Source organism: Stenotrophomonas sp. YJH_SMC_6 (genome assembly GCF_059371335.1).
In genome coordinates, this window is the sequence record NZ_JCAFUM010000016.1 from 1 (window position 1) to 25,486 (window position 25,486).

General features: G+C 66.2%; 22 protein-coding genes. 6 read left to right on the plus strand and 16 right to left on the minus strand.

The features are described 5' to 3' along the window. Window positions 1–389 precede the first annotated feature (389 nt). Both AC5P9N_RS17800 and moeB read right to left on the minus strand, forming a co-directional pair. On the minus strand, window positions 390–2,222 hold the full coding sequence (locus AC5P9N_RS17800) for a monovalent cation:proton antiporter-2 (CPA2) family protein (protein WP_164212569.1): 1,833 nt from the start codon (window positions 2,220–2,222) through the stop codon (window positions 390–392). Between the two features lie 252 nt (window positions 2,223–2,474). Then, window positions 2,475–3,611, minus strand: coding sequence for a molybdopterin-synthase adenylyltransferase MoeB (moeB, locus tag AC5P9N_RS17805; RefSeq protein WP_164212568.1), 1,137 nt, complete (start codon window positions 3,609–3,611; stop codon window positions 2,475–2,477). An 88-nt stretch (window positions 3,612–3,699) separates the two neighbouring features. On the opposite strand from moeB, the gene AC5P9N_RS17810 reads away from it, so the two are divergent. The 3 genes from AC5P9N_RS17810 to AC5P9N_RS17820 all read left to right on the plus strand — a co-directional run bounded on the left by AC5P9N_RS17810 (window position 3,700) and on the right by AC5P9N_RS17820 (window position 6,069). After that, complete coding sequence (locus tag AC5P9N_RS17810) at window positions 3,700–4,515, plus strand: helix-turn-helix domain-containing protein (RefSeq protein ID WP_099484498.1); 816 nt, start codon at window positions 3,700–3,702, stop codon at window positions 4,513–4,515. A gap of 74 nt (window positions 4,516–4,589) precedes the next feature. Then, entirely contained in the window at window positions 4,590–5,225 is a 636-nt protein-coding gene (locus tag AC5P9N_RS17815) for a LysE family translocator (protein ID WP_099484497.1), read from the plus strand. A gap of 94 nt (window positions 5,226–5,319) precedes the next feature. Next, window positions 5,320–6,069 carry a hypothetical protein gene (locus AC5P9N_RS17820; protein ID WP_049460623.1) on the plus strand — a complete coding sequence of 250 codons (750 nt, stop codon included), beginning with the start codon at window positions 5,320–5,322 and terminating at the stop codon, window positions 6,067–6,069. 135 nt (window positions 6,070–6,204) lie between these two features. Here the strand turns inward: AC5P9N_RS17820 and der are convergent, their stop codons facing one another. From der to ndk, 7 genes are all read right to left on the minus strand, one after another. Then, window positions 6,205–7,602: a ribosome biogenesis GTPase Der gene (der, locus tag AC5P9N_RS17825; protein ID WP_495223872.1), complete on the minus strand. Its 1,398-nt coding sequence runs from the start codon at window positions 7,600–7,602 to the stop codon at window positions 6,205–6,207. 17 nt (window positions 7,603–7,619) lie between these two features. Beyond that, window positions 7,620–8,828: an outer membrane protein assembly factor BamB gene (bamB, locus tag AC5P9N_RS17830; RefSeq protein ID WP_005409300.1), complete on the minus strand. Its 1,209-nt coding sequence runs from the start codon at window positions 8,826–8,828 to the stop codon at window positions 7,620–7,622. Beyond that, window positions 8,828–9,466, minus strand: a complete 639-nt coding sequence (locus AC5P9N_RS17835; protein ID WP_005409299.1) for a YfgM family protein — start codon at window positions 9,464–9,466, stop codon at window positions 8,828–8,830. The genes bamB and AC5P9N_RS17835 overlap by 1 nt, the downstream gene beginning before the upstream one ends. A 65-nt stretch (window positions 9,467–9,531) precedes the next feature. Continuing rightward, entirely contained in the window at window positions 9,532–10,404 is an 873-nt protein-coding gene (locus AC5P9N_RS17840; protein WP_099484495.1) for a RodZ domain-containing protein, read from the minus strand. Between the two features lie 18 nt (window positions 10,405–10,422). Continuing rightward, window positions 10,423–11,208 carry a tetratricopeptide repeat protein gene (locus tag AC5P9N_RS17845; protein ID WP_005409297.1) on the minus strand — a complete coding sequence of 262 codons (786 nt, stop codon included), beginning with the start codon at window positions 11,206–11,208 and terminating at the stop codon, window positions 10,423–10,425. After that, window positions 11,195–12,400, minus strand: coding sequence for a dual-specificity RNA methyltransferase RlmN (gene rlmN / locus AC5P9N_RS17850; RefSeq protein WP_099484494.1), 1,206 nt, complete (start codon window positions 12,398–12,400; stop codon window positions 11,195–11,197). Before rlmN ends, AC5P9N_RS17845 begins: the two co-directional genes overlap by 14 nt. A 10-nt stretch (window positions 12,401–12,410) precedes the next feature. Continuing rightward, window positions 12,411–12,836 (minus strand): nucleoside-diphosphate kinase, encoded by a 426-nt coding sequence (gene ndk, locus AC5P9N_RS17855; protein ID WP_005409295.1) that lies wholly within the window; start codon window positions 12,834–12,836, stop codon window positions 12,411–12,413. 313 nt (window positions 12,837–13,149) lie between these two features. Between ndk and AC5P9N_RS17860 the strand changes: the two genes are divergently transcribed. The 3 genes from AC5P9N_RS17860 to AC5P9N_RS17870 all read left to right on the plus strand — a co-directional run bounded on the left by AC5P9N_RS17860 (window position 13,150) and on the right by AC5P9N_RS17870 (window position 17,523). Further along, entirely contained in the window at window positions 13,150–13,803 is a 654-nt protein-coding gene (locus AC5P9N_RS17860; protein WP_005409294.1) for a TetR/AcrR family transcriptional regulator, read from the plus strand. Between the two features lie 39 nt (window positions 13,804–13,842). Next, window positions 13,843–16,215 (plus strand): 3-hydroxyacyl-CoA dehydrogenase/enoyl-CoA hydratase family protein, encoded by a 2,373-nt coding sequence (locus tag AC5P9N_RS17865; protein ID WP_012479946.1) that lies wholly within the window; start codon window positions 13,843–13,845, stop codon window positions 16,213–16,215. A gap of 99 nt (window positions 16,216–16,314) precedes the next feature. After that, the gene (locus tag AC5P9N_RS17870; RefSeq protein WP_005409292.1) at window positions 16,315–17,523 is read left to right on the plus strand and encodes an acetyl-CoA C-acyltransferase; all 1,209 of its coding nucleotides are present in this window, start codon (window positions 16,315–16,317) and stop codon (window positions 17,521–17,523) included. 478 nt (window positions 17,524–18,001) lie between these two features. On the opposite strand, the gene galU is transcribed toward AC5P9N_RS17870, so the two are convergent. The 7 genes from galU to rpsA all read right to left on the minus strand — a co-directional run bounded on the left by galU (window position 18,002) and on the right by rpsA (window position 25,412). Next, window positions 18,002–18,880: a UTP--glucose-1-phosphate uridylyltransferase GalU gene (gene galU, locus AC5P9N_RS17875; RefSeq protein WP_005409291.1), complete on the minus strand. Its 879-nt coding sequence runs from the start codon at window positions 18,878–18,880 to the stop codon at window positions 18,002–18,004. After that, window positions 18,877–20,790: a polysaccharide biosynthesis protein gene (locus tag AC5P9N_RS17880; RefSeq protein WP_005413043.1), complete on the minus strand. Its 1,914-nt coding sequence runs from the start codon at window positions 20,788–20,790 to the stop codon at window positions 18,877–18,879. The genes galU and AC5P9N_RS17880 overlap by 4 nt, the downstream gene beginning before the upstream one ends. A 3-nt stretch (window positions 20,791–20,793) precedes the next feature. Next, on the minus strand, window positions 20,794–21,783 hold the full coding sequence (locus tag AC5P9N_RS17885) for an MraY family glycosyltransferase (protein ID WP_049397758.1): 990 nt from the start codon (window positions 21,781–21,783) through the stop codon (window positions 20,794–20,796). A gap of 3 nt (window positions 21,784–21,786) precedes the next feature. Next, the gene (lapB, locus tag AC5P9N_RS17890) at window positions 21,787–22,965 is read right to left on the minus strand and encodes a lipopolysaccharide assembly protein LapB (protein WP_049397759.1); all 1,179 of its coding nucleotides are present in this window, start codon (window positions 22,963–22,965) and stop codon (window positions 21,787–21,789) included. A gap of 6 nt (window positions 22,966–22,971) precedes the next feature. Then, complete coding sequence (locus AC5P9N_RS17895) at window positions 22,972–23,256, minus strand: lipopolysaccharide assembly protein LapA domain-containing protein (protein WP_005409287.1); 285 nt, start codon at window positions 23,254–23,256, stop codon at window positions 22,972–22,974. A 76-nt stretch (window positions 23,257–23,332) separates the two neighbouring features. Then, a complete protein-coding gene (locus AC5P9N_RS17900; protein ID WP_049397760.1) occupies window positions 23,333–23,638 on the minus strand; it encodes an integration host factor subunit beta in 306 nt (101 codons plus the stop codon). Between the two features lie 88 nt (window positions 23,639–23,726). Further along, a complete protein-coding gene (rpsA, locus tag AC5P9N_RS17905) occupies window positions 23,727–25,412 on the minus strand; it encodes a 30S ribosomal protein S1 (protein ID WP_005409285.1) in 1,686 nt (561 codons plus the stop codon). Window positions 25,413–25,486: the final 74 nt, after the last annotated feature.

A 25,486-nucleotide genomic window follows, 5' to 3' on the forward strand; every position in this document is an offset into this window, starting at 1 on the left:
CGGCCGCTGGCCGGCAACCCCATGACGTCGGAACGTTTCCGTATCTGCCGGCCAGCGGCCGGCACTACCAACCACCGGCTTCGGCAATTCCCCACACGGTAGTGCCGGCCGCTGGCCGGCAACCCCATGACGTCGGAACGATTCCGTACCTGCCGGCCAGCGGCCGGCACGACCAACCACCGGCTTCGGCAATTCCCACACGGTAGTGCCGGCCGCTGGCCGGCAACCTCATGACGTCGGAACGTTTCCGTATCTGCCGGCCAGCGGCCGGCACTACCAACCACCGGCTTCGGCAATTCCCCACACGGGTAGTGCCGGCCGCTGGCCGGCAACCTCATGACGTCGGAACGATTCCGTATCTGCCGGCCAGCGGCCGGCACTACCGGGCTTTACTCTTCCTCTTCCGGCACGTCCTGCGGGTTCAACGTCTTGCTTGCCCGCTTCGGCGCGGTGAACGGCGTCGGCGTCGGTACGCCCTGGCCGGAGTTGCCAAACACCATCTTGGCGCCGGCATTCAGACCACCACCGGCAATCTCCAGCTCGAAACGCTCGGCATCGCGGCGACGGATCTGCTCGGCAATCTCCACCGCATCGTCTTCATCCGCGCCCAGCTCCACCAGGGCGGCCTGGCCAAACAGCACCGCCGACTCAAACGTCTCGCGAATCTGGAAATCGACACCGGCATGGATCAGCCGCAGCGAATGCTCGCGGTCGAACGAGCGCACCATCAGCTTGGCCTGGGGGAACTCGTGTGCCACCAGTTCAACGATGCGGTCGGCGGCCTCGGCCTTGTCCACGCAGACCGCAATCGCACGTGCAGTCGCCGCGCCCGAGGCATGCAGCACGTCCAGTCGCGTACCGTCGCCGTAGTAGATCTTGAAGCCAAAGCGCGCCGCGCTCTGGATCATCTCCACATCGTTGTCGATGATGGTCACGTCCACGTCGCGCGCCAGCAGCGACTGGCTGGCGACCTGGCCGAAGCGGCCGAAGCCGATCAGCAGCACACTGCCGGACAGGCCCTCGGCCTCGTCCACGCCGTCCATGTTCACCGTCGGCTTCGGCGCGATGCGCTTGTAGACCAGCACTACCAGCGGGGTCAGCGCCATCGACAGCACCACCACGGCGGTGAAGTTGGCATTGATTTCCAGATTGATCACGCCGGCCGATGCGGCGGCAGAGAACAGCACGAACGCGAACTCGCCGCCCTGCGCCATCAGCACGCCACGATCCAGCGCCTGCGCATGGTCGCTGCCCATGATGCGCGCGACTACGTAGATGCACAGCGCCTTGGCTGCCATCAGCGCCAGCACCAGGCCGAGGATCAGCTGCCAGTTGCCGGCCACCACGCCCAGGTCCAGCGCCATGCCGACGCTGAGGAAGAACAGGCCCAGCAGGATGCCGCGGAACGGTTCGATATCCGCTTCGATCTGGTGGCGGAAGGTCGATTCGCTCAGCAGCACGCCGGCCAGGAACGCACCCATCGCCATCGACAGGCCGGACAGCTGCATCAGCAGCGCCGCACCCAGCACCACCAGCAGCGCGGCGGCGGTCATCACCTCGCGCGCCTTCGACTCGGCCAGCACGCGGAACAGTGGGTTGAGCAGGAAGCGGCCGACCAGCACCAGGCCAACGATGGCGCTGACGCCGATCGCCACCGACAGCCAACGCGAACCCTCGCCATCGGCGCTGCCCGCGCTCGGGCCCATCCAGGCCACCAGCGCCAGCAACGGCACGATCAGCAGGTCTTCGAACAGCAGGATGGAGACGATCTTCTGCCCCGACGGCAGCGCGATGTCACCACGCTCGGCCAGCAACTGCATCACCACTGCGGTGGAGGTGAGCACGAAGCCGGTGGCGCCGATGAAGGCCACCTGCCACGGCAGGCCGAACAGCTTGGCGATGCTGGTCAGCACCAGCGCACAGGTGACGATCTGCAGCGTGCCCAGCCCGAAGATCTCCTTGCGCAGGCTCCACAGGTGCGAGGGCCGCATTTCCAGGCCGATCACGAACAGGAACATCACCACGCCGAGCTCGGCGGTATGCAGGATGGCCTGCGGGTCGGAGAACCAGCCCAGCCCGAACGGTCCGATCGCCAGGCCGGCGGCGAAGTAGCCCAGCACCGAGCCCAGGCCGGCCCGGCGGAACAAGGGCACCATCACCACCGCCGCGCCCAGCAGGGCGACGACCTTGACCAGCTCGCTGGTCGCTGCTTCTACCGCCATGCGGTGTTTTCCCCAAGATCCAGAATCGGGTTCAACAATAGAGCAATGCCGATGACGGCAATAGCACGCATGTTGCGCCGGATTGTCTTGGAGATGGAACGATACCGGGCGTGACCCCCAGCATCATCCCGAAACCATGTATAGGCCTCAAATGGGTGCTAACCGTGCACCCGCCTTCGGTAGGTGCCAACCTTGGTTGGCACGAAAACGCCGACCAAGGTCGGCATCCACCAAGGCATTCCCCGGCCAACCTCACCCACCCCGACAAAACGCGGCGTAATCGATATACCCCGGGAATGGCACACCCGGCGCGCACACCGGGCACTGCGGGTCCGGCCGGATGCCGGTCTCGCGGAAGCGCATGCCCAGCGCATCGAAGCGCAGCAGGCGGCCGACCAGTGGTTCACCGATGCCCAGCAGCAGCTTCAGCACCTCGGTGGCCTGCAGCACACCAGCCAGCCCGGGCAGCACGCCCAGCACACCGGCCTCGGAGCAGTTCGGCGCGAACTCCGGCGGCGGCGGCTCGGGGAACAGGCAGCGGTAGCACGGCGCCACGCCACGCTGGCGGCCGGCGTCAAACACGCTTACCTGGCCATCAAAGCGCTCGATGGCGGCATACACCAGCGGCGTGGCGTGCTTGATGCAGGCGTCGTTGAGCAGGTAGCGCAGCGAAAAGTTGTCCGAGCCGTCCAGCACCACGTCCACGCCGTCCAGCAGCGCATCCACGTTTTCGGAGGTGACCCGCTCGGGCACCGCCTCGACCTCGATCGACGGGTTCAGCGCCAGCAACCGCTCGCGCGCCGAATCGACCTTGAACTGGCCCACGCTGGCTTCGGTATGCACGATCTGCCGGTGCAGGTTGCTGCGTTCCACGCGATCGTGGTCGGCGAAGCGCAGGTGCCCCACCCCGGCGGCAGCCAGGTAGAACCCCGCCGGCGCGCCCAGCCCACCCGCGCCCAGCACCAGCACGCGCGACTGCTGCAGCCGGCGCTGGCCGGCCTCGCCCACCTGCGGCAGCAGCAGGTGGCGCGAATAGCGGTCGTAGAAGTCGCGGTCGGCGGCGCTGGCCAGCGGCTGCACCAGCGGCAGCGACTGCTCGCGCCAGGCCACGGTGCCGCCGGTCACGGAAGCGACGTTTGTGTAGCCGGCCTGCAGCAGGAACTGCGCGGCATCGGCCGAGCGCTTGCCGCTCTGGCAGATCAGCAGGATCTCCTGGTCGTGCCGCGGCAGGTGTGCGGCCAGGTCGGCCTGCAGCTCGCCCTTGGCCACGCCGCGCGCGCCCTCGGCCATCCCGCCGGCCCGTTCGTGCGCTTCGCGCACATCGATCAGCACCGCGCCATGGGCCAGGCGCTCGCGTGCCTGCGCGGGGGAAAGCTCTTGGATGCTCATGGCGGCATTATCGCGCAGAGACCCTCGGCGCGCCCTGCCCCGAACATGGCACCATGCGGGCGTTGCCCCTGCATCCCGGAACCGCTGCATGCGCTCTGCCACCGAATTCTGGCGTGACCCGCGCATGCCCTTCGTCGAAAGCCGACGGGCGTGCGACAGCCGCGCCTGCCATCGCCCGCACAGCCATGACACCTTCTCGATCGGCGCCGTCGACGCCGGCAGCAGCGTGTTCACCGGCGCCGCGAAAGGGCCGCGTCTGCTGCAGCCCGGCAGTCTGGTCGGCGTGCCCGCAGGCCGCGTGCACGCCTGCAACCCCCTGCCCGGCCAGGTCTGGAGCTACCAGATGCTGCATCTGGACCCGCGCTGGATGGCCGAGGTCCGCGCCGAGTATGACGACCTGCCCGAACCCGACTGGCAGCAGGAACCGATCCGGATTTCCAACCATCGCCCGCGCTACCAGCAGTACTGCCAGCTCAACGAGACGCTGTTCTCCGACGATCCGGTCAGCGTCAAGGAAGCGGCCCTGATCGCGTTCGTCGGCGATCTGGATGAACACGATGGTGTAGCCGTCGCCGGCCCGCTTGAAGATGCCGCGTTACAGCAGCGCTTGCAGCCGGTGATGGACGTTCTGCGCCAGCGGCTCGAACACACCCCGGCCCTGCAGGAGCTGGCATCGCTGGCAGGCATGAGCCGCTACCAGCTGATCCGCGCCTTCCGACGGGCCACGGGCCTGACCCCGCACGCCTGGCAGATCGACCAGCGCATCCAGGAGGCCCGCCGGCGGCTGTGCGAAGGGCAGGCACTGGCCGTGGTCGCGCATGCGCTGGGTTTTGCCGACCAGAGCCATTTCCAGCGGGTCTTCAAGGCCCACGCCGGTGCAACCCCGGGCCAATACCGGCGCTGAGCCTGCAATAACGTTCAATACCATCGCGCGGGGCATCCGCAGACTGGCGCCCCAGCCAGCCGCCGCCGGACCCGATGGAACAGTTCCTGGTCATCGCCACCGTACATTTTCTCGCCCTGCTCTCACCCGGCCCCGACTTCTTCCTCGTTGCACGCACCGCGATCACCTCGGGCTGGCGCACCGCCAGTGGTGCCTGCGCAGGCATCGCCGTCGGCAATGACTTCTTCATCGTGGCCGCTTTCACCGGAACGGCCATGCTGCGCCCAGGCAGCGCAGGGTTCATTGCGGTGCAGTTGGCGGGCTGCGGGTTCCTGCTGTACCTCGGCACGCTGTTCCTGCGCCATGCGGGTTCGACGACGTTGCAGGCACCTGAAGCTGCCGCCGGATCGCCAGCGGGTGGGGCCCAGGGATGGTGGAGGGCGGCAGCGCTGGGTGCCCTGTCTGCGCTGCTGAACCCGAAGAATGCGCTGTTCTACGCAACGCTGGCGGCAATGCTCAACGGTCCGCAGCCCAGCGCCGCAACGAAGTTCTTCTATGGCGCGTGGATGTTCGGCATCGTCCTGCTATGGGATCTGCTGGTTGCCGCGCTGGTTGGCCACCCGTGGGTGCTGGGTCGATTCGCGCGTGCCCTGCCCTGGCTGGAACGGGCCGCAGGGCTCCTGATGATTGCGCTGGCGCTATGGATCGCCGTGTCGCTGTGGCTGGGCTGATGCCGGTAATTCGCGCCTGTCGCAATAGCGTTCAATACGGCGCGTCCAGCGCAGCCCACATTCGGCACTTTCTGTAGTTTGGTGGCAGGTTTTCGTGCAGCAGTTCTTCATCGTCGCGGTGCTGTACGGCTTCGCCCTGCTCCTGCCTGCGTCGAATCACGCGAAGATCCTGCGCACCGCGATGGGCGCGGGCGGGCACGCCGCCATGGCCGCATCGTTCGGTATCGCCATCGGTACGGGCATCATCTGCGCCACGGCCTTCGTTGCGGCGGGCATGCTGGGAAACCGCGGCCTGTGGACGCTGGCGATGCAGTGCGCGGGCTGCCTGCTGCTGCTGCGCCTGGCGGGCATGTGCCTGCGCGACGCCGGGCTGACCTCCCTCTCTCCGCTTTCCCTGCAGATGCCCCGGGGCCTGAAGGCCCGCTCCCGTTGGCCGCACGCCGAGGCTGGATGCCTGTTGGCGCTCGCCAGCATCAACAACTGGACGCTGCAGTTCGCGGTTGCAGCCCTGGTCAGCGGCCTCGTTGCCGACATGGATACAAAGGCCGCTTACGTGGCCTGCCTGGGCGGCGTCGCGCTGTCGCTCGGCCTGCTGATGGCGTGGCTCGGCAGCCATCCGCGCTGGGCACAGGGGTGTTGCCGATCGCTTCCGTGGCTGGAGCATGCCGCGGGCCTGGTGATCGGCGCGGTGTCGGTGGCGTACCTGGCAGGGGTACTGGGTACCACCCTGGTCTGGGCAAGCCTCACGGGACAGGCGCAGCTACCCGAATCGATGATCGCCGCGCCCCGCAGCGCCCCATGCGCGTTGCCGCATTGCCGCGCTCGTCGCAACAGTTCGCCATGATTGAGGACTGTAGACGTAGGGGTAGTACCGGCCGCTGGCCGGCAACCTCGTGAACACGCCAGGCATCGGGTTGCCGGCCAGCGGCCGGCACTACCACAGACAAAAAAGGCGGCCCTGCGGCCGCCTTCCCGTGAATCACTTGCCCTTGACGTGCTTCATCAAGCGCCGCTTGGCCTTGACCTGCCGCTCGGTGAGGACGTTCTTCTTGCCCTCGTACGGGTTGGTGCCCTCGCGGAAGATGAAGCTCACCGGCGTACCGATCAGCTTGAAGCGCTTGCGGAAGAAGTTCTCCAGGTAGCGCTTGTACGACTCCTGCAGTTCCTTCAGGCGGGTGCCGTGCACGATGAAGGTCGGCGGGTTGGAACCGGCCGGGTGCACGTAGCGCAGCTTGGAGACGTGGCCGCGGATGGTCGGCGGCGGATTGGTCTCGTACGCCACTTCCAGCGCCTTGTTCACTTCGCTGGTGGTGAAGGTCTTGTTCGCCGATTCGTGCGCGCGGTGCACCGCACGGAACAGCTCGCGCAGGCCCGAGCCGTGCTTGGCCGAAATGCGCACCGATTCGGCCCAGGGCACGAAGCCCAGCTTCAGCGACAGCATGGTTTCAGCCTGTTCGCGCTGGTACTCGGTCAGGCCATCCCACTTGTTGATGGCGATCACCAGCGCGCGGCCGGCGTCGAGCACGGCACCGAGCACGGTGGCGTCCTGGTCGGTCACGCCTTCGGTGGCGTCCAGCATCAGCACGGCGACCTGGCACTGCTCGATCGACTGCATGGTCTTGACCACCGAGAACTTCTCGACGACCTCGTCCACGCGCGAACGGCGGTGCAGGCCGGCGGTGTCGATCAGCCGGTACTCACGTCCGTCGCGCTCCAGGTCCACCGCGATCGAGTCGCGGGTGGTGCCCGGCACGTCGGAGGCGATCATGCGCTCCTCACCGAGGATGCGGTTGACCAGGGTCGACTTGCCCACGTTCGGACGTCCGACGAAGGCGATGCGGATACGGTTCGGATCGTTGTCCAGTTCTTCGCCGCTGCCTTCTTCCGGCAGGCGCTGGATCACTTCGTCAAGCAGGTCGTCCAGGCCCTGGCGATGCGCGGCCGAGACGGTCAGCATCTCGCCGAAGCCGTAACGGGCGAACTCCGAACGGACGCTGTCCTCGTCGGTGCCGTCGATCTTGTTGATCAGCAGCAGCGTCGGGCGCGACAGCTTGCGCAGCCAGGCCAGGATCTCGTCGTCCAGCGCCGAGGTGCCCTCGCGGGCGTCGACGACGAACAGGATCAGATCGGCTTCGGCCGCCGCAGCCCGGGCCTGGCGCGTGGTGGCACCCGCCAGGCCTTCGTCTTCCCCGGCAATACCGCCGGTATCCACGACGAGGAAATGGTTGTCCTCGTCGAGGCGGCAGACGCCGTAGTTGCGGTCACGGGTGACGCCGGGCTGGTCATGGACCAGCGCGTCGCGGGTGCGCGTAAGCGCATTGAAAATAGTCGACTTGCCGACATTCGGCCGTCCAACCAGGGCGACCAAAGGCAGCATCGCGATTACTCCAATTTTTAATTTGCCAACCGGAAGGCGGTCAGCTTGCCATCCACGTTCTGCACCAGCAGCACCCCGTCGACGACGACCGGCTGGGCCAGCAGGGCGTCACCGCCGCTCTTCGCCCGTGCCGCCATCGCACCATCGGAGGTCTTCAACCAGTGCACGTATCCCTTGTAGTCGCCGACGACCACGTAATCACCGTGCAGCGCCGGGCCGGTCAGCGAACGACGCGCCAGCTCGGTCTGCGACCACATGGCAGCGCCGGTCGCCTTGTCCAAGCCGAACACGCCACCCTTGTTGTCGGTGACGAACACATTGCCCGACGACACTGCCACGCCACCTGCACCGCCATGGTCGCGCGCCCACAGCGGGCGACCGGTCGGGCCTTCGATGGCCATGGTCTGGTTCTTGAAGCTGCTCACGAAGAGGGTGTTGCCCTCCAGCACCGGGGCACCGTCGACATCGGCCATGCGGTCCAGCTCGGTACGGCCTTCGCCGTTGCCAAGGTTCTGTTCCCACAGGGTACGCCCATCCTGCATGGCCAGCGCGGCAACCGCGCCTTCGTCCTTGCCGATGAACAACACGCCCGGACCGGTGACCACCGGCGCGTTGCCGCGCACGGTCAGCGCCGGCAGTTCGCTCGGGTTGAACCACTTCTGCGTGCCGTTGCCGGCATCGAACGCGGTGACGCGGCCGTCGTTGCTGCGCACGAACACCAGGCCCTGGGCCACGGCCGGCGCGGCAATGACCTCACCCGGAACACGGGCGCGCCACTTCTCGCTGCCGTCATTGATGTCCAGGGCGATGACCTGGCCATCGAGCGTGCCGATCACGACCAGGTTCTCACCGACACCCGGGCCGCCGGACAGGCGCAGCTTCGGCTTCTTCTTTTCCTTCTGCGGCTCCCAGGTCCAGACCTTCTTGCCGGTCTGCAGGTCAATGGCGTGCACGCCACCGGTGATCGCCGCAGCGAACACGTGGCCATTGGCAACGGCCGGGCCCTGGCGCACGCCGATGCGGCGCTCGCCCTTGCCGAGGTTGACCGACCAGGCCTTGTTGACCTTGACGCTCGGCTCGAACTTGACCAGCTCAGCCGGCTCCTGGGCCTTCTTCGCTGCCGCGTCCTTGCCGGCGAACCAGCCCTTCATGGTGCTGCAGCCGGTCAGGGCCATGCCCATCAGGAGCACGGTGGCGACGCGGGTGATCATGACCTTCTGACTCATCAAACCGACTCCGCAGGGGCGGCGACCGTGCCGCCGGCGTCCATAACCTTGGTTTCCAGCAGGCGCCGCTGCGGCGCTGCCACGTCAAGCGACTTCAGCGCCTTCTCGTACTGTGCGCGGGCGTCATCGCGCTTGCCCTGCGCCATCAGCGCATCGCCATGGATTTCCAGGCTGCTGCTGTCGGTGGCGCTGCCCAGCAGCTTGATCGCCTCGTCGCTCTTGCCGGTGGCCACCAGCAGGCGGGCCACACGCTGGTCGACCACGCGCTGCAGGTCGCTTTCGACCTTCACGGCGCGCAGGGTGGCCAGCGCTTCTTCGTTCTTGCCGGCGTCGACCTGGGCCTTGGCCAGCTGCAGCGCCGCGAGGTCGCCATAGATGCTGGACGGGCCCGCTTCGAGCGCCTTCACTGCCTTGGCAGCGTCGTCGAGCTTGTTCTGCTGAAGACCGACCAGGGCCTTCTGGTATTCCACGTTGGCCGAGGCCAGCTTGCCGCCCTGATCCTTCTGGTACCACTGCCAGCCGGCAATGGCACCGATCGCGATGGCTACGCCACCGAGGATGCTGGCGCCATTCTTCCGCAGCCAGCTGCGGACGCGTTCACTTTGTTCGTGCTCGTCGAGCAGATCGTCGATCGCCATGCGTACTCTCGCCCCGCCCATCGGGAGGGACCATTGGGTTTAATCGAAGGTGGTGAAACCGCGCCTCAGTGCGAAACCGGGACTACGGAGCCTTCAGAGGATACCTGAAAGCGTGCCACGTTGGCTCGCTGGTAGGGGGTCAGATCGACGATAGCGCCGTTCTGCTGAACCTGGACCGCCGAGGCGTTGCCCAGGGTCACCCGGGTCACCTGGCCCGGCGTGAAGCTGCGGCTCTCGCCGGACTTGATCAGCGCCTTTTCGACCGTGGCGCCGTCCGGACCACCGATATCGACCCAGCTGTCGCCGCTGAACTGCATCTCCAGCGTATTGGCGGCTGCGGGCGCAGCGGGTGCCGAACGCGGCACCGGGGACAGCGAAGCGACATACGGGGTTGCGGCCGGCTTGCTGGCCGGGGCACTCGCGACTTCAGCCGGGGCTTCCGGCTCGACACCCGCAGCGGACGGAGCTACCGGCACAGCGGCCGGGATCGCGTCCAGCGAGGCCGTGTTCGGCGACGGCGTGGCGCTGCCATCGAAATGGCCGCGGGTGGCGAACCACACCGGCACGGCCAGCACGGCGGTGATGCCGACGTACAGCACGCGCCGGCCGAGATTCTCGGCAATGCGGCGCGCACGCGGGGTATGGGTATGGCTGACCAGGGTGGGCGGCACGACAGGACCCACCTGGGCCTGCTCCAGCAGCTGGCTCACATCGACGTCGAGCAGGCGCGCGTAGCTGCGCAACTGGCCGCGCACGAAGACTGGCGCGCCCAGCTTCTGCCACTGCTCTTCCTCCAGCGACCTGACCACCTGGACCGGCATGCGCAGGCGCGAGCCGACATCCTCAAGGGTCAGTCCGGCCGCTTCACGGGCCTGGCGCAGGCGGGTGCCGCAGCCGGCCGCAGTCTCGAGAGCGCTCACAGTCTGGTCATCAATCACAATGCATCAACCCTGGAGTTAGGAGCCCGCTTCCTGCGGAAATTCCTGTCGAATGCGCTGAAGATAGCGGTCAGATGCCGCCCGATCACCCAGCCGCGCTTCGATTTGAGACGCAAGTTGTAACACGGAACGCGTTGCGGGTGCAGCCGCAATCCTACGTTCGGCGAAGGCCCGGGCCTCCATGTAGCGGCCCTGGCGGAAGCTGAGCTGGGCCATGGCCTCCAGCGCGACCGGGTTTCCCGGCAGCGCCGACAGCGCCGCGCGCAGGTCGCGCTCGGCACGCTCGAACTGGCCTGCATCCAGCGCACAGCTGCCGGCATTGGACTGCGCTTCGGCGACGGCGGGATTGCCCGGCGCCCGCTGGGCACGATCGAACCACACCAGCGATTCGGCCGCCTGGCCCTGCTGGCACAGCCAGGCACCATAGTTGTTGAGCACGTCGCCACGTTGCGGCGCCAGCTCGGCGGCCTTGCGGAAGTTCTCGCCGGCCTGCTGGCTGCGGCCGCGACGCTCGTCGATGCCCGCAAGCAGGACCAGGCCGTCGGGGGCCGTCGGCACCAGCTTCTGGGCTTCGCGCGCCTTTCGCTCGGCAGCATCGAGATTGCCGCCCTGGATGTCGCGGCCGGCCAGGGTCAGCAACTCCTGCCAGCGCACCTGCTGCCGCACCCCTTCCGGATCACGGACGGAGTAGACCGGCGCCTCGCTCGGGCCAAGCTTGGCCTTGGGATGGGATTTGCAGCCGCCGACCGCGAGGGCCAGCGTGCCTGCGAGCAGAACCAGCCAGAGGCGGTCAGGCCGCGGCATCGCTCCCCTTCCCCGCCTGCAGCGTCTTGTTGAACTCCGCCTGGCGGCGGGTGCGGTCCATCACCTGGCCCTTGAGCTGGCCACAGGCGGCGTCGATGTCGTCGCCACGGGTACGGCGGACCATGGTCAGCACGTTGCTGTCGAGCAGGATCTTCTGGAAGGCGCGGATGTGCGCCTCTTCCGAACGCTCGTAGCGGGTACCCGGGAACGGGTTGAAGGGGATCAGGTTGACCTTGCCCGAATCCTTGGCCTGCACCGCGTTGTCGAACTGGCGCATCAGGCGGGCCAGCTCGCGGGCATGCTCGGGCTTGTCGTTGATGCCCTTCATCAGGGTGTATTCGAAGGTGACCGATTCGCGGCGCTTGTTGGCGCGCAGGTAGCGTGCGCACGAGGCCATCAGCTCGGCGATCGGGTACTTCTTGTTGAGCGGCACCAGGGTCTCGCGCAGCGCGTCGTTCGGCGCATGCAGCGACACCGCCAGCGACACGTCGCTTTCGGCAGACAGGCGGTCGATCTGCGGCACCAGGCCGGAGGTCGACAGGGTCACGCGCTTGTTGGCCAGGCCGTAGCCCAGGTCGTCGCGCATCACGCTCATGGCGCGCACGACGTTGTCGAAATTCATCAGCGGCTCGCCCATGCCCATCATCACCACGTTGGTGAGGCGGCGCATCTGGTGCGGGACGTTGCCCAGGTGGCGCGCGGCAACCCACACCTGGCCGATGATCTCGGCGGTGGTCAGGTTGCGGTTGAAGCCCTGGGTAGCAGTGGAGCAGAACGTGCAGTTCAGGCCGCAACCGACCTGCGAGGACACGCACAGCGTGCCGCGGGTCTTGTCCGGGATGTACACGGTCTCGATGGCGTTCTTGCCATCCACGCCCATCGACAGCAGCCACTTGTGGGTGCCGTCGGCGGAGGGCTTGTCGAACACGATGTTGGGAACCAGCACCTCGGCATGGGCCTGCAGCTTGGCGCGCAGGACCTTGCCGAGGTCGGTCATTTCATCGAAGTCGGTGACGTAGCGATGGTGGATCCACTTCATCACCTGATGGGCACGGAACTTCTTTTCGCCGAGAACCTCGACGAAGAACTTCTCCAGGCCCGCGCGATCGAGGTCGAGCAGGTTCTGCTTGCCAGCCGTGGGTGCCGACTTCGGCAGCGGCTGGATGGCGGGGGACTGTACGACCTCGTTCACGGCATTACTCTCAGCGCGAAACGACTTCGGTGGCGGCGAAGAAGTAGGCGATTTCAATCGCGGCATTCTCGACCGAGTCCGAGCCGTGGGCGGCGTTGGCATCGATGGATTCGGCGAAGTCGGCGCGGATGGTGCCCGGCGCGGCTTCCTTCGGGTTGGTGGCGCCCAGCAGGTCGCGGTGGGCCAGGACGGCGTTCTCGCCTTCCAGGGCCTGGATCATCACCGGGCCGGAGATCATGAACTCGACCAGCGCGTTGAAGAACGGACGCTCGCGGTGCACGGCGTAGAAGCCTTCGGCTTCACGACGCGACAGCTGCTTGTACTTGGCGGCCACGACCTTCAGGCCGGCCTTCTCGAAGCGGGCGTAGATTTCGCCGATGACGTTCTTGGCAACGGCGTCCGGCTTGATGATCGAAAGGGTGCGCTCCAGCGCCATGGGATGTCTCCAATGGAATCGGGCCGCTGATGGCCCGAAGGGTAACATGAAAAAAACCCGCGTCGGGACGCGGGCTTAGCCTGATAAACGTAGGCGAATTGTAAAAGATAAAGCGGCGGGGTGGTAGTGCCGGCCGCTGGCCGGCATTGGGCGCCATTCAACCTCGGGGCTGCCGGCCAGCGGCCGGCACTACCCCATTCACCCACCTGAGTGAAATCTGACCGGATCGGCCGATTTTGCTGCACTGCAAAATGCCATACGGTACCGTCTGGTCCTAGTATCAAACAATCGTTTGATTAAGGTCCGCCCACCGATGGCCAAGCCCGCCCACTTCTCGACCAAGGACCGGATCCTCGGCGCAGCCGAGGAGCTGTTCGCCCAGCACGGCTTCGCTGGCACCTCGCTGCGCCAGGTGACCAGCCAGGCCGACGTCAACATCGCCGCGGTCAACTACCACTTCGGCTCCAAGGAAAACCTGGTCAACGAGGTGTTCCGCCGCCGCATGGACGAGATGACCGGTGCCCGCCTGTCGCAGCTCGAGCGCGCCCGCGCCGAGCACCCGGGTGAACTGCGCCCGGTGCTGGCTGCCTTCGTCGAGCCGGCCCTGGCGCTGGCCCAGGACCGCCAGAACGGCGGCGCCTTCGTGCGCGTGATCGCCCGCGCCTACGCCGAGAAGAACGACAACCTGCGCAAGTTCCTGTCCGACCACTACGGCCACGTGCTGCGTGCGTTCGGCAAGGCCATCGGCGAGTGCGTGCCGGACCTGAGCAAGGAGGAGCTGTACTGGCGCCTCGACTTCCTGGCCGGCTCGCTGACCTATGCGATGGCCGACTTCGGGCTGATCAAGCGTCCCGCCGGTGTCACCGAAGCGGCGCATCGTGCCCATGCCGCCCACGAACTGATCCATTTCGCCGAAGCCGGGTTCCGCGCCGCCGCACGCGCCAGCGCCCTGCCCGCTTCCCTTTGATTCCACCCAGTAACTGCTGACCAACAAAGGCCCTACACCATGTCCAATTCCCTGCTAGTCCGCCGCGCCGCCGTGCTGGGTGCCGGCGTCATGGGTGCCCAGATCGCCGCCCATCTCACCAATGCTGGCGTCGACACCGTGCTGTTCGACCTGCCTGCCAAGGAAGGTCCGGCCGACGGCATCGTGCTGAAGGCGATCGCCAACCTGGGCAAGCTGAGCCCGGCGCCGCTGGCCAGCAAGTCGCTGGCCGAAGCCATCACTCCGGCCAACTACGAGTCCGGCCTGGAGCAGCTGAAGGACTGCGACCTGATCATCGAGGCCATCGCCGAGCGCATGGACTGGAAGCAGGACCTGTACAAGAAGATCGCCCCGTTCGTGGCCGACCACGCGGTGCTGGCCTCCAACACCTCGGGCCTGGGCATCAACAAGCTGGCCGACGTGCTGCCCGAGCAGCTGCGCCACCGCTTCTGCGGCGTGCACTTCTTCAACCCGCCGCGCTACATGCACCTGGCCGAGCTGATCCCGGCCACCACCACCGATGCCGCCGTGCTGGAAGGCCTGGAAGCATTCCTGGTCACCACCCTGGGCAAGGGCGTGGTGTACGCCAAGGACACCCCGAACTTCATCGGCAACCGCATCGGCGTGTTCTCGATCCTGTCCACCATCCACCACACCCAGCAGTTCGGCCTGGGCTTCGATGAAGTGGACGGCCTGACCGGCCCGCTGGTCGGTCGCCCGAAGTCGGCCACCTACCGCACCTCCGACGTGGTCGGCCTGGACACCATGGCCCACGTCATCAAGACCATGGGCGACACCCTGCCGAATGACCCGTGGCATGAATTCTTCAAGTCGCCGAAGTGGCTGGACGCGCTGATTTCCAAGGGCGCGTTGGGCCAGAAGACCGGCGCCGGCATCTTCCGCAAGGTCGGCAAGGACATCGTCGTGCTGGACCTGGAGAAGCAGGACTACCGCCCGGCCGACCGCACCGCCGCACCGGACGTGGTCGAGATCCTGAAGATCAAGAACCCGGCCGAGAAGTTCGCCAAGCTGCGCGAGAGCCAGCACCCGCAGGCGCAGTTCCTGTGGGCGACCTTCCGTGATCTGTTCCACTACAGCGCCTACCACTTGGCCGACATCGCCGAGACCGCGCGCGATGTCGACCTGGCCATCCGCTGGGGCTACGGCTGGTCGCTGGGCCCGTTCGAAACCTGGCAGGCCGCCGGCTGGAAGCAGGTCGCGCAGTGGATCGCCGATGACATCGTCGCCGGCAAGAGCATGAGCAATGCCCCGCTGCCGGATTGGGTCTTCGACGGCCGCGACGGCGTGCACGCCGCCGAGGGCAGCTACAGCCCGTCGCGCAACGCCAAGCTGCCGCGCTCGTCGCTGCCGGTGTACCAGCGCCAGCGTTTCCCGGATCCGCTGCTGGGCGAGAAGTTCGCGCCGGGCGAGACCGTGTTCGAGAACGACGGCCTGCGCATGTGGCACGACGGTGATGGCATCGCCGTGGTCAGCTTCAAGACCAAGATGAACACCGTGTCCGACCAGGTGCTGGACGGCCTGCAGGAATGCGTGAGCCGCGCCGAGAAGGACTTCCAGGGCCTGGTGATCTGGCAGCAGAAGGAACCCTTCTCCGCCGGTGCCGACCTGGCCGGTGCACTAGGCCTGCTGCAGGCCGGCAAGGTCGACCAGTTCGAGGAAATGGTCGCCAACTTCCAGCGCACCAGCCAGCGCATCAAGTACTCGCTGGTGCCGGTGGTGGCAGCGGTGCGTGGCCTGGCCCTGGGCGGCGGCTGCGAGTTCCAGATGCACAGCGCCAAGACCGTGGCCTTCCTGGAAAGCTACATCGGCCTGGTCGAGGCCGGTGTCGGCCTGCTGCCGGCCGGTGGCGGCCTGAAGGAACTGGCCGTGCGTGCCTCGCAGGCCGCGGGCCCGGGCGGTGACGTGTTCGCCGAACTGAAGAAGACCTTCGAGACCGTGGCGATGGCCAAGGTGTCCAACTCGGCGGTCAACGCCAAGGAACTGGGCCTGCTGCGCAGTACCGACAAGGTGGTGTTCAACAGCTACGAGGCCCTGCACATCGCCAAGGCCGAAGCCCGTGCACTGGCCGAAGCGGGCTACCGTCCGCCGCTGCCGGCACGCCGCATCCAGGTGGCCGGTGACGTGGGCATCGCCACCTTCAAGATGATGCTGGTCAACATGCTGGAAGGCCGTTTCATCAGCCCGTACGACTACGAGATCGCCGAACGCATCGCCACCGTGCTGTGCGGTGGCAAGGTCGACCGCGGCACCCTGGTGGACGAAGAGTGGCTGCTGACCCTGGAGCGCAAGCACTTCGTCGAACTGGCCCAGCAGGAAAAGACCCAGGCCCGCATCGCGCACATGCTGAAGACCGGCAAGCCGCTGCGTAACTGATTGATGGCGGGTGCCGACCCCTGGTTGGCACTCCTCTGCCTCTGGTGGGTGCCGACCGTTGGTCGGCACCCCGGCTAAAAAATTCGAGAGATCACTGCAATGACCAAGCAAATCCAGGACGCCTACATCGTCGCCGCCACCCGCACCCCGGTCGGCAAGGCGCCCAAGGGCATGTTCCGCAACACCCGCCCCGACGACATGCTTGCGCACGTGCTGCGCAGCGTCGTCGCCCAGGCCCCGGGCGTGGACGTCAACCGCATCGATGACGCGATCATCGGCTGCGCCATGCCGGAAGCCGAGCAGGGCATGAACGTGGCGCGCATCGGCGTGCTGCTGGCCGGCCTGCCCAACACCATCGCCGCACAGACCGTGAACCGCTTCTGCTCCTCCGGCCTGCAGGCCGTGGCGCAGGCCGCCGACGCGATCCGCCTGGGCAATGCCGACCTGATGCTGGCCGGCGGCACCGAGTCGATGTCGATGGTGCCGATGATGGGCAACAAGATCGCGATGGCGCCGAGCGTGTTCGACAACGACCACGTGGCCATCGCCTACGGCATGGGCATCACTGCCGAGAAGGTCGCCGAAGAGTGGAAGGTCTCGCGCGAAGACCAGGACGCCTTCGCCCTCGCCTCGCACCAGAAGGCCATGGCCGCGATCCAGAACGGCGAGTTCAAGGACGAGATCAGCCCGTACGAGATCGTCTCGCACCTGCCGGACCTGGCCGACGGCCAGCGCATCATCACCCGCAACAAGATCGCCGACACCGACGAAGGCCCGCGCCCGGATTCCTCGGCTGAAGGCCTGGCCAAGCTGCGCCCGGTGTTCCGCAACGGTCAGTTCGGCGGCACCGTCACCGCCGGCAACTCGTCGCAGATGAGCGACGGCGCCGGTGCCGTGCTGCTGGCCTCGGAACAGGCGATCAAGGACTACGGCCTGACCCCGCTGGCCCGTTTCGTCAGCTTCTCGGTGGCCGGCGTGCGCCCGGAAGTGATGGGCATCGGCCCGATCGCCGCGATCCCGAAGGCACTGAAGCAGGCCGGCCTGACCCAGGACCAGCTGGATTGGATCGAGCTCAACGAAGCGTTCGCCGCGCAGTCGCTGGCGGTGATCCGCGATTGCGGCCTGGACCCGAGCAAGGTCAACCCGCTGGGTGGCGCGATTGCCCTGGGCCACCCGCTGGGTGCGACCGGCGCGATCCGTACCGCCACCCTGCTGCACGGCCTGCGTCGTCGCCAGCAGAAGTACGGCATGGTGACGATGTGCATCGGCACTGGCATGGGCGCAGCGGGTATTTTCGAGGCGCTGTAAGGTTCAAAGCGTTGCCGGCTGATTGCTGGCGGTGGGGCCCGGGTGGATGAGACTGCCCGGGACACGCCGTAAACCCGTCCCTGGGGGCTTGGCAGCGGCATCCATGCCGCTGACAGTCCCGGTCAGCCTCACCCACCCGTGCCATCCATCATTCCGCGCGGCGGAGGGTTTAGCAAAAGCAAGGTCAAAAGCTGGAGTCAGAGCCCTTTGCTACGCAAAGGGATCTGACCCCAACAATCAAAAAAGGCAGCCATTGGCTGCCTTTTTTGCTTTTGCTCTTGCCCTTGATTCCGCCCTTCCCGTCCGCGCCCGCAGGAAACCTGACAGGCGGGACGGGTGGGCCGTTGCAGGACCGTTGGCGCCATGGATGGCGCCATCGAGCCCCCATGGATGGGTTTATGGCGTGTCCTGCAAAGGCCCACCCGTACCGCCCACCACGTATCAATCAAGGCGCCGCGAACGGAGCGCTTGATAAACCTTATTCCGCCAACATCGCCGTCAGCTTCTCCCGCGCCGGCCCTGCCAGCTTCGGGTTGTCCAGCGCGAAGCGGATCGTCGCTTCCACCAGCCCCAGGTGCGTACCGCAGTCGAAACGAGTGCCCTCGAAACGGTAGGCATCCACCTCTTCGGTCTTCAGCAGCTGCGCGATCGCATCGGTCAGCTGGATCTCGCCGCCGGCACCGCTGCCGGTCTGCTCCAGCAGCTCGAAGATCTTCGGGCTCAGCACGTAGCGGCCGACCACGGCCAGGTCGCTCGGCGCGTCCTCCGGCTTCGGCTTCTCCACGATCTGCGAAATACGGCCCTTGCGGCCATCGAAGGCCTCGGTCGCGACGATGCCGTAACTGGCGGTCTTGTCGTGCGGCACATCTTCAACGGCAATGACGCTGGCGCCGCTGGCTTCGTTGAGATCGGCCATCTGCTTCAGCGCACTGTCGCCGCGGTTCCAGATCAGGTCGTCCGGCAGCAGCACCGCGAACGGCTCGTCACCGATCACGGCCTTGGCACACAGCACCGCATGGCCCAGGCCCAGCGCCTCGGCCTGGGTCACGAAGATCGCGCGCACGCCATTGGGCAGCACGTGACGGATCAGCTCCAGCTGCTCCTGCTTGCCGGCGCGCTCGAGCTTCTGCTCCAGCTCGTAGGCCTTGTCGAAGTAGTCGGCGACCGCGTGCTTGTAGCGGTTGGTGATGAACACCAGCGTGTCACAGCCGGCCTCGATTGCTTCATCCACGGCGTACTGGATCAGCGGCCGGTCAATGATCGGCAGCATCTCCTTCGGCACGGTCTTGGTTGCTGGCAAAAAACGCGTCCCCAAACCCGCTACGGGGAAAACTGCTTTGCGAATTCGCTTGCTCATTGGTGCCTGTTGGCCTCGCGTGCGGGAAAGGGCACGACTTTAGCGGATGAAATGTAAGCATCCTGTTCGATTGGCGAGAACTCGGGCATCGTCGCGAACAGGACTTCCTTGATGGTTTCGGTGTCGTAGCTGCACACCGCCTCGCGCAGGCGCGGGACGTTGCCCAGCACCAGATCGCGCGAGAACATGCGCACGCCGGCCTCGAGGACCTTCGGATGCGCGGTTGCGCGGTAGTCCTCATCCGAATAGAACAGCGTCTCGTGCAGCTTCTCGCCCGGACGCAGGCCGGTATAGATGATCTGCACATCCTTGTACGGCTGCTTGCCCGCCAGACGGATCATCTGCTCGGCCAGCAGCCGGATCGGCACCGGCTCGCCCATGTCGAGCGTGTAGATCGCACCGTGCGAGGCCGAGGCCGCGGCCTGCAGGATCAACTGGCAGGCCTCGGGGATGGTCATGAAGTAGCGGGTGACTTCCGGATCGGTGACCGTGACCGGACCACCGCGCAGGATCTGCTCGCGGAACAGCGGCACCACGCTGCCGGCCGAGGCCAGCACGTTGCCGAAGCGCACGGTAACGAAACGGGTGTGCGTGGACTTCTGGTCCAGGCTCTGACAGATCATCTCGGCATAGCGCTTGCTGGCACCCAGCGCGTTGACCGGATCGACCGCCTTGTCGGTGGAGATGAACACGAAATGCTCGACGCGCGCTTCCAGGCAGGCGCGGGCCACGTTCTCGGTCGCCAGGATGTTGTTGCGCACAGCTTCGCGCAGCTGCCGTTCCAGCACCGGTACATGCTTGTACGCTGCGGCATGGAACGCGGTGTCGACCGGATGCAGCGACAGCGCATGGCGGATCACCGCAGGATCGCCACAGTCGCCCAGCACCGCTTCGATCTCGATATCGGGGAAGCTGCGACGCAGCTCACCCTCGATGGTCAGCAGCAGCAGTTCGCTGATCTCCAGCAGGATGATGCGGCCGGCACCGTGGCGCGCGCACTGGCGGCACAGCTCCGAGCCGATCGAGCCACCGGCACCGGTCACCATCACGGTGCGACCGCCCAACCAGCCACGGATCAGGTTCCAGTCCGGGGTGATCGGCTTGCGGCCGAGCAGATCCTCGATCGCCACTTCCTTCAGTTGGCCGGGCAGCGACTGCCCCTGCAGGATGTCGCTCAGCTTGGGCACGGTGCGGAACGGCACGCCGGTGCTTTCGCAGATGGCGACCACCCGCTGCATGCCTGCGGCATCCAGCGAGGGCATGGCGATCACCAGCAACTTGGCCGCAGTCTCGCGGACCACCGCCGGGGCATCATCGAGGCTGCCCAGGATCGGCAGGCCCTGCAGCTTGGCGCCGCGCAGGTGCGGTGCGTCGTCCAGCAGGCCGACCGGTTCGAAGTTGCCGGAGCGGCGCAGATCGCGGACCAGCGTCTCGGCGGCTTGCCCCGCACCGAGGATCAGCACGCGGCGCGCGCTCGAATCCGACTGCAGTGCCTGGTAATCCTTCCAGGCCCGGTACAGCAGGCGCGGGGCGCCCAGCAGCGCCGACAGCGCGAACGGATAGATCACCAGCACCGACATCGGCACGCCGTCGAAACGCTTCCACATCAGCACCAGCACGATGCCGACCAGGCCGATGAAGCTGGCCTTGAAGATGTTCAGCAGGTCGCTGACGCTAGCGAAACGCCACAGCCCGCGATACAGGCCCACGCGCCAGAACACCAGGCCCTGCAGCAGCAGCACCAGGGTGGTGTCGACATTCCAGAGCGGAAGCGAGGGCGCGTTGGGGAGGATCGAGTACCGCCCGGCGTGGAGCAGCTGCCAGCATGCCCAGACCATGAACAGGTCGTGGCAGACGATGGCCGAACGCGGCATCAGGCCGAGGATTCTGTCCCGCCAGGGTGAAGCCATAAGTCAGGTATTTCCTTGTCGGTGACGCAATCCATTGCGCAGGAGGATCCAGAGGACGCTCAGCGCGAGAAACCACGCGACCGCCAGGACAGCCTCCCACCTCGGCTGCAAATTGGAGCAGACATTAAGCACTGTAATACTGAACAGGCCCAAAGCAAAGTACATCCCTGTCACCTGGGCGTGGCTGGCTCCTGCCTGCACCGCCCGCTGGTAGACGTGCTGGGTATGGGGTTCCATCCAGCGTTGTCCGGAGATGATGCGCGCCGCCAGTGTGAAGCCCGCGTCCACGAGGAACGCCGAAGCCGGCACCAGCAGCAGGATCCAGTTGATATCGGTACGCACCGCAGCGATTGCCAGGACGACGGCGACTGCATAGCCCAGCGCGCCACTTCCGACATCACCCATGAAGATCCGGGCCCGCGGGAAATTGAACGGCAGGAAGCCCAGGCAGGCCAGGCCCAGCGCCACCGCGGCCAGCGAATACGGCCAGGGCAGCACCGGCGCCAGGCCCAGCGCAACAACAATGGCCTGGCTGGCGGCAATACCGTTGATGCCATCCATGAAGTTCCAGATGTTGATCAACGAGGCGGTGAATACCAGCACCAGCCCGGCCAGCAACCAGCTTCCACCATGCACCTTGACCAGGGCGGCCAGCAGCGCGGCGGCAATGAAGTGCACCAGCAGGCGGCGCATGGCCGGCAACGGCCGGTGGTCGTCCCACCAGCCGATGCCCGCCACCAGCACCAGGCCCAGGCTGGCCACCAGCAGGCTCGGTGTCGATTCAGGCCAGACCCACATCGCTGCACCGGCGGTGACCAGCAGGCTGATGACGATGGCGATGCCACCACCGCGCGGCGTTGCCACGCTATGGCTGCGACGCTCGCCGGGCTGGTCCAGCAGTTGCTGGCGCAGGGCATAACCCCGTGCCGCCCAGGTCAACCCCGCACTCAGCAGGGCCAGCCCCAGCAGCGCGCCCATCACGAGCCACGGCATGGATCAGAGCACCGCGTAGTTCAGCAGTGGCTTGACCGTGCCCCACTCCTTGCAGCTCGGGCACTGCCAGTGGTGGGTGCGTGCACCGAACCCGCAACGGGTGCAGCGGTAAGCGGGATTGCGCACCAGCAGCTGGTCGGTGATGTGCTTGAGGTCATGCAGGGTCGCCGTGGAATCGGCGCCCTCGGCCAGGGTCAGGTCGATCAGCGCCGATTCGCCACGCACCGACGGACGATCCTTGAGCTGGCGGCCAAGGTAGGCTCGGGCCGGAGCCACGCCCTCCTGCTCTTCCATCAGCCGGGTCAGGGCCAGCACCGGGGCGATGCCACGGTAGTGCTCGGTCATTTCCGACAGGAACGCACGTGCGCCTGCCAGATCGCCTACCTTGCGGTAGTTTTCCATCAACGCCGGCAGCAGCTCCGGCAGGTACTCCGGGTCGTTGCGCGCGGCGCGCTCGAATGCACGCACGGCGGCTTCAGCGTTGCCGGCATCGGTCTCAAGGCGACCTTCGATGATGCCGGCGCGCACCGACATCGCATCGGCCTGGTAGGCCCGGGCAATCGCTGCCCTCGCCTCTTCCAGCTTGCCGGCGCCGCGGAAGCGTTCGGCCAGTTCGCACTCGAACTGCCCGATCAGCTTGCCCATCGGCTCGCCGGTGACGTCTTCGAAGCGGGTGGCGTTGTCGATCGCCTTTTCCCAGTCGCGCTCGGCCTGGTAGATGCCGATCAGGTGCTTGAGCGCCTGCGGGGCACGCTGGTCCAGATGCGCCAGCTCGGTGAACACGGTCTCTGCACGGTCCAGCAGGCCGGACTTCATATAGTCCTCGCCCAGCGCCAGCAGGGCCTGCACGCGCTGCGCGTCGCTCAGGTCGTGGCGGTTGACCAGCCCCTGGTGCAGGCGGATGGCGCGGTCGACTTCACCGCGGCGGCGGAACAGGTGGCCTAGCGCGACCTGGGTCTCGAAGGTTTCCTTGTCCAGTTCGGCGATGTGCAGGAACAGTTCGATGGCCTTGTCCGGCTGCTCGTTGAGCAGGTAGTTCAGGCCACGGAAGTAGGTGCTGGACAGGCGGCTGACCTGGTTGTCACCGTGGCGCTGGCCACCGCGCCGGCCGATCACCCACCCGGCCAGTGCGGCCAGCGGAACGAACAGGAAAAACCAAAGCCACTCGGTGACGAAATCCATCTTCGATCAGCGTCCATCAAAAGATTGGGGGGAAACACCCGCGGCCGGCGTTGCCGCCACGGACTTGTTGGCACGGCGCAGCTGGCTGTAGAGCGGAATGACCACGCTCACCAGTACCAGGCCAGCACCGACCACGACACCCACCAGCAGTGCAGCGATCAGCGCCACGCCCACCGAGGTGTGCAATTGAGTGAAAAGCAGGTTGATCGACATCGCGGTCATGTTGACCGCACCAATGATCAGCCCAAGGATCAGGACCGCCAGCAGGACCAGCAGACGAAAGACCTTCATGCGACAGCTCCAGTGGCAGGAGTCCGTAGCTTATCCGACCCGCGGCTGGATTCGCACGCGGTGGCGCGACGGGGGCTCAGGCCGGATCGGCGTCCAGCGGCAGCACACTGCTGACCCGCTCGCGCAGTTCCTTGCCCGGCTTGAAATGGGGGACGTGCTTGCCCGGCAGGGCAACCGATTGGCCGGTCTTCGGGTTGCGACCCAGGCGCGGCGGACGATAGTGCAGCGAGAAGCTGCCAAAACCACGGATTTCGATGCGATCCCCGGCGGACAGCGATCCGCCCATCATCTCCAGCAACGACTTCACCGCCAGATCGACATCATCGGCCTTCAGGTGCGCCTGGCGGCGCGCAAGGATTTCGATCAGTTCGGATTTGGTCATTACCGGCTCACATCAGGGGCATCTCAGCCTGAAACGGCCCGGGCAGAAGCCCGGGCCGTCCAGGAAACAACAAACAGCGTAAGGCCGATTACTCGGACTTGTTGCCGTTCAGCTGTGCACGCAGCAGCGCGCCCAGCTGGGTGGTGCCGCTGGAAGCCGAAGAGGACTGGTATTCCTCCAGCACTTCGCGCATTTCCGCGTCGTCCTTGGCCTTGATCGACAGCTGCAGGGTGCGGCCCTTGCGGTCCATGCCCACGAACTTGGCTTCGATCTTGTCGCCGACCTTCAGGTGCTGGGTGGCGTCGTCAACGCGCTCGTTGGCGATGTCGCGAGCCGAAACGTAACCCTCGATGCCGTCAGCCAGCTCGATGATCGCGCCCTTGGCGTCGACTTCCTTCACCACGCCTTCGACCTTGGAGCCCTTCGGATTGGCAGCCATGTACTGGCCGAACGGATCCTGCTCCAGCTGCTTCACGCCCAGGGAGATGCGCTCGCGCTCCGGATCGACAGCCAGGACGACGGCGTCCAGGGTATCGCCCTTCTTGAAGTTGCGAACGACGTCTTCGCCGGTGGTGTTCCAGCTGATGTCGGACAGGTGGACCAGGCCGTCGATGCCGCCGTCCAGGCCGATGAAGATGCCGAAGTCGGTGATCGACTTGATCTGGCCCGACACCTTGTCACCCTTCTTGTGGGTGGCAGCGAAGGTTTCCCACGGATTGGCGGCAACCTGCTTCATGCCCAGCGAGATACGGCGACGCTCTTCATCGACGTCCAGCACCATCACTTCGACTTCATCACCAACCTGCACAACCTTGGACGGGTTGACGTTCTTGTTGGTCCAATCCATCTCGGAGACGTGCACCAGGCCTTCGACGCCCGGCTCGATCTCAACGAACGCACCGTAATCGGTGACGTTGGAGACCTTGCCGAAGACGCGGCTGTTGGCCGGGTAACGACGGCCGATGTTGTCCCACGGATCCTCGCCCAGCTGCTTCAGGCCCAGCGAAACGCGGTTGCGCTCGCGGTCGAACTTCAGCACGCGGACGTCCAGCTCGTCGCCGACGTTCACGACTTCCGACGGGTGACGCACGCGCTTCCACGCCATGTCGGTGATGTGCAGCAGGCCGTCGATGCCGCCCAGGTCCACGAACGCGCCGTAATCGGTCAGGTTCTTGACGACACCCTTCAGGATCGCGCCTTCCTGCAGCTTGTCCATCAGCTGCTCGCGCTCTTCCGAGTGCTCGCTTTCGACGACAGCGCGGCGCGAGACCACGACGTTGTTACGCTTGCGGTCCAGCTTGATGAGCTTGAACTCGAGTTCCTTGCCTTCCAGGTAGGCCGGATCGCGCACCGGGCGCACATCGACCAGGGAACCCGGCAGGAAGGCGCGGACATCCTTGATATCCACGGTGAAACCACCCTTGACCTTGCCGCTGATGCGGCCGGTGATGGTTTCGTTCTTTTCCAACGCTTCTTCCAGCTCGTCCCACACCATCGCGCGCTTGGCCTTCTCGCGCGACAGGACGGTTTCGCCGAAGCCGTTCTCGATCGAGTCGAGGGCGACCTTGACGATGTCGCCTTCGGCGACGTCGATTTCGCCAGCGTCGTTACGGAACTGTTCGATCGGCACGATGCCTTCGGACTTCAGGCCAGCGTTGATCACCACGACGTCGCCGCGGACTTCAACAACGGTACCGCTGACGATGGCGCCCGGCTTCAGCTTGGCCAGGTTGGCCTGGCTGGCTTCAAACAGTTCGGCAAATGATTCGGTCATTAGATTTACTCTGTTGGACACATGGGTCGGTGGCGTCCCCTTCAGGGGAATGGCGACCGCCCGCCTGTTGGTCG

Excerpts from the sequence above, each read along its gene's own strand:
- AC5P9N_RS17800 (WP_164212569.1), bottom strand. The coding sequence starts at position 2,222 with ATGGCGGTAGAAGCAGCGACCAGCGAGCTGGTCAAGGTCGTCGCCCTG.
- moeB (WP_164212568.1), bottom strand. The coding sequence starts at position 3,611 with ATGAGCATCCAAGAGCTTTCCCCCGCGCAGGCACGCGAGCGCCTGGCC.
- AC5P9N_RS17810 (WP_099484498.1), top strand. The coding sequence starts at position 3,700 with ATGCGCTCTGCCACCGAATTCTGGCGTGACCCGCGCATGCCCTTCGTC.
- AC5P9N_RS17815 (WP_099484497.1), top strand. The coding sequence starts at position 4,590 with ATGGAACAGTTCCTGGTCATCGCCACCGTACATTTTCTCGCCCTGCTC.
- der (WP_495223872.1), bottom strand. The coding sequence starts at position 7,602 with ATGCTGCCTTTGGTCGCCCTGGTTGGACGGCCGAATGTCGGCAAGTCG.
- bamB (WP_005409300.1), bottom strand. The coding sequence starts at position 8,828 with ATGAGTCAGAAGGTCATGATCACCCGCGTCGCCACCGTGCTCCTGATG.
- AC5P9N_RS17835 (WP_005409299.1), bottom strand. The coding sequence starts at position 9,466 with ATGGCGATCGACGATCTGCTCGACGAGCACGAACAAAGTGAACGCGTC.
- AC5P9N_RS17845 (WP_005409297.1), bottom strand. The coding sequence starts at position 11,208 with ATGCCGCGGCCTGACCGCCTCTGGCTGGTTCTGCTCGCAGGCACGCTG.
- ndk (WP_005409295.1), bottom strand. The coding sequence starts at position 12,836 with ATGGCGCTGGAGCGCACCCTTTCGATCATCAAGCCGGACGCCGTTGCC.
- AC5P9N_RS17860 (WP_005409294.1), top strand. The coding sequence starts at position 13,150 with ATGGCCAAGCCCGCCCACTTCTCGACCAAGGACCGGATCCTCGGCGCA.
- AC5P9N_RS17865 (WP_012479946.1), top strand. The coding sequence starts at position 13,843 with ATGTCCAATTCCCTGCTAGTCCGCCGCGCCGCCGTGCTGGGTGCCGGC.
- AC5P9N_RS17870 (WP_005409292.1), top strand. The coding sequence starts at position 16,315 with ATGACCAAGCAAATCCAGGACGCCTACATCGTCGCCGCCACCCGCACC.
- galU (WP_005409291.1), bottom strand. The coding sequence starts at position 18,880 with ATGAGCAAGCGAATTCGCAAAGCAGTTTTCCCCGTAGCGGGTTTGGGG.
- AC5P9N_RS17880 (WP_005413043.1), bottom strand. The coding sequence starts at position 20,790 with ATGGCTTCACCCTGGCGGGACAGAATCCTCGGCCTGATGCCGCGTTCG.
- AC5P9N_RS17885 (WP_049397758.1), bottom strand. The coding sequence starts at position 21,783 with ATGCCGTGGCTCGTGATGGGCGCGCTGCTGGGGCTGGCCCTGCTGAGT.
- lapB (WP_049397759.1), bottom strand. The coding sequence starts at position 22,965 with ATGGATTTCGTCACCGAGTGGCTTTGGTTTTTCCTGTTCGTTCCGCTG.
- AC5P9N_RS17895 (WP_005409287.1), bottom strand. The coding sequence starts at position 23,256 with ATGAAGGTCTTTCGTCTGCTGGTCCTGCTGGCGGTCCTGATCCTTGGG.
- AC5P9N_RS17900 (WP_049397760.1), bottom strand. The coding sequence starts at position 23,638 with ATGACCAAATCCGAACTGATCGAAATCCTTGCGCGCCGCCAGGCGCAC.
- rpsA (WP_005409285.1), bottom strand. The coding sequence starts at position 25,412 with ATGACCGAATCATTTGCCGAACTGTTTGAAGCCAGCCAGGCCAACCTG.